Origin of the sequence: Desulfotomaculum sp. (assembly GCA_003513005.1) — a bacterium.
GTDB lineage: Bacteria > Bacillota > Desulfotomaculia > Desulfotomaculales > Nap2-2B > 46-80.
The window spans coordinates 1-2,636 of the sequence record DOTD01000076.1 but is presented as its reverse complement, the minus strand read 5'-3'; the positions used below and the strand labels follow the sequence as shown (position 1 = coordinate 2,636).

The window sequence follows — 2,636 nt, the reverse complement described above, 5'->3', positions numbered from 1 at the left end:
TACTTTAGGCCTCCCTAGCTTCCTTGAAAAGCCGTAAGGCAAGCAAGAACCGTCCCTACTTGCGTCTTAAACACTTCTCCCAGTTGCGTAAACTGTTGGGATGGACGCCTAATTTCTTTGCCGCTTTGCTTATGGTTAATGGTTCCATGAGTTTTTGGAAACAAAGTAGCTGTTGCGTACCTCCTTGTTAGAAAACTAAATAACTTTACTTTGATAACGGGCCGGCTGACTCAATTTAAAGCCCTAACACCCCCCTTTAAATTGATGCTTCGTTGTTTTTCCGTGAATAGGGCTTGTGCATATAGTGCGTCGGATATTAGCTTGACTTGTAAAAAATGAACTCTTAATATATTAGACATAAAAATTTCCCGAAAGTTCCAGTGATTGAAGTCTTCAATACCAGCTTTAAGTTTGAAGTATCGAATCTTATACTTAAGCATATGGCCGCCCCAGCGCGAGAAGACATGACAGTATCAGGCCGATTCCAAGCAAGCCTCTTTCTAAAATGTACGATTTTTTACGAGGAAGGAATGGATACAAAATAGAGCGGGATGAGGAGGAATGCTTTGATTATAGTGGCACTGTATAGTAATTCGCTATTAAAAGCGCCGTATTCCATGTGTCAATTATTATTGAATGTTTGCATATTTTTAAACACCGTTATTTTCTTATCCGGATAATGGATGGAGTAATTACCGTAAAGACTCTCCGAATCTCCGAAGAATGTTTTTGAATAACCCTACTCACTATTTCTCCTTTTAGTTTTGGCGATAACCCTTTTAACCTGATTAGAATAATTCCTTGGGAAAAGAGGCCCTGCCTGAAGATTAGTTCGCCGAAATCTTTATCTGCTGTTAATAAAACGGCATTTTCCTTATTGGCACGCTTTAAAACTTCATTATCCTGAATACCCGGCTCCATTTCCGCAACATATAACACAAAATGTCCATCTTTTCTGAGGTTTTCTACTATTGGCAAATCAATACTTTCATCAGCAAATAATTTCATTGGAGGCTTTCCCTGAGGGGGTAAATAACGTCGGCCCTTAAAGCCTGAGCGGCAAAATCCAACGCCGCATAGACAGCCTCACGGGTTAAACGCGGGTGAGCTTCTAATATTTGCTCAACAGTTTCACCTGCGGCAAGCTTTTCCAAAATCAATTCAACAGTAATTCTCGTGCCGGTAATAACAGGTTTCCCCATCATTATTAAGGGGTCAGATTGGATTAAATTATTTTTCATTTTCCCACCTCTATCCTTCATTGAACGCTTTCTTTTAAATTTTAACATTGATTACAGAATAAAACAACGTGGAGTATAGTTGAAATAAAAAAATCGGGTCTGAAAGGATCCGGTTTTTTTTCAAAAGGATTTGTTACATTGTGACTGTGACTGTGACTGTGACTGTTACGTTTATGTGGTATCGTAGTCTTACTTGGATGCCGTTTGAGCAAGTCTACCGATGCCGTTTCAGGATTTTTTTGGTATACAAAGGAAACCTCGTAAGGCAGGCAGGAACTACTTGTCCTTGATTGTCTTTAAATGACCAAAAAAAATAATGTTTTTTATTGCCTGTCACCTAATAATGTGCTACACTTAATTACGTGGGGGTGATTGTGGTGGAGTATCAAAATATAACACTGTCCCTGCCCAAGGATATTTTGCTAAAAGCGAAACATATTGCCATAGAAAAGCAAGCTTCACTATCCGGTCTTCTGTGCAGAACGCTTGAAGAAATGGTAAAAAGAGAAGATTCGTATAAAAAAGCGCGTGAATGGCGCCTGTCAATATTAAACAATGTTCCTGATTTAGGGACCGCCGGCAGCATAAACTGGACCAGGGGAGATATTCATGAACGATAATTCCGGATGGCAGTTTGTGGATACAAATATTCTTGTTTATGCTCATGATATCTCCGCAGGAGATAAGTATATCCGCGCAAAGGAACTTATTAATGAACTTTGGAATTCCGGCCGTGGCAGCTTAAGCATTCAAGTACTGCAGGAGTTTTATGTAACAGTAGTACAAAAGGTAGCCAGGCCGATGCAGCCCCGGATGGCCGCTAAAATAATATCTGATTTATCGACTTGGAGGTTGCATGCGCCGGATGTGAGTGATGTCCTGGAAGCTATTGATATTCAGCAGCGAAACAGGCTGTCATTCTGGGATGCCCTGATCATTTGCAGCGCAAAAAAACCTGGCTGTGTTGTACTTTTTACTGAAGATCTTAATAGTAACCAACTTTATGAAGGAATAAAGGTGCAAAACCCATTTGCTTAGCCCAACTTTCCCCTCCCCAAGATCATAATTAGCCCAAAACACCCCTCTGGATAAATATGGGTTGGATATAAGCCGCACCATTACTGCATTCATGTATTCATAAACAGTCCAAAAACATCAAAATCACCAATGTAGTACCCTATTTTATTATGCCATTGACACAACAGTGTCTCTGGATTATAATAACAATATGCATATAGCCACTATTACTACAAAAAACAAAAAGACAGGACAAGTTTATATCAACCATAAACTTATCCAGACTATCCGTACGGAAAAAGGGCCGCGTAATAGAATTATTATGTCTTTGGGCCAATTGAATTTACCTAAAGACGATCTGAAAAAGCTGGCCTTTGT

5 protein-coding genes and 1 pseudogene are annotated in these 2,636 nt (G+C 39.7%); 2 read left to right on the top strand and 4 right to left on the bottom strand.

Annotated features, from left to right (window positions below):
- Positions 1-76 precede the first annotated feature (76 nt).
- The 4 genes and pseudogenes from DEH07_09900 to DEH07_09885 all read right to left on the bottom strand — a co-directional run bounded on the left by DEH07_09900 (position 77) and on the right by DEH07_09885 (position 1,241).
- Positions 77-148 (bottom strand): annotated as a pseudogene (locus tag DEH07_09900) (IS607 family transposase).
- Positions 149-230: 82 nt separating this feature from the next.
- Positions 231-440 (bottom strand): hypothetical protein, encoded by a 210-nt coding sequence (locus DEH07_09895; protein ID HBY04811.1) that lies wholly within the window; start codon positions 438-440, stop codon positions 231-233.
- Between the two features lie 220 nt (positions 441-660).
- Complete coding sequence (locus tag DEH07_09890; GenBank protein ID HBY04810.1) at positions 661-1,008, bottom strand: hypothetical protein; 348 nt, start codon at positions 1,006-1,008, stop codon at positions 661-663.
- A complete protein-coding gene (locus DEH07_09885; protein HBY04809.1) occupies positions 1,005-1,241 on the bottom strand; it encodes a DUF433 domain-containing protein in 237 nt (78 codons plus the stop codon). The genes DEH07_09890 and DEH07_09885 overlap by 4 nt, the downstream gene beginning before the upstream one ends.
- A 377-nt stretch (positions 1,242-1,618) precedes the next feature.
- Between DEH07_09885 and DEH07_09880 the strand changes: the two genes are divergently transcribed.
- Both DEH07_09880 and DEH07_09875 read left to right on the top strand, forming a co-directional pair.
- Positions 1,619-1,861: a CopG family transcriptional regulator gene (locus tag DEH07_09880; protein HBY04808.1), complete on the top strand. Its 243-nt coding sequence runs from the start codon at positions 1,619-1,621 to the stop codon at positions 1,859-1,861.
- On the top strand, positions 1,851-2,279 hold the full coding sequence (locus tag DEH07_09875; protein HBY04807.1) for a PIN domain nuclease: 429 nt from the start codon (positions 1,851-1,853) through the stop codon (positions 2,277-2,279). The genes DEH07_09880 and DEH07_09875 overlap by 11 nt, the downstream gene beginning before the upstream one ends.
- The last annotated feature ends 357 nt before the right edge of the window (positions 2,280-2,636 follow it).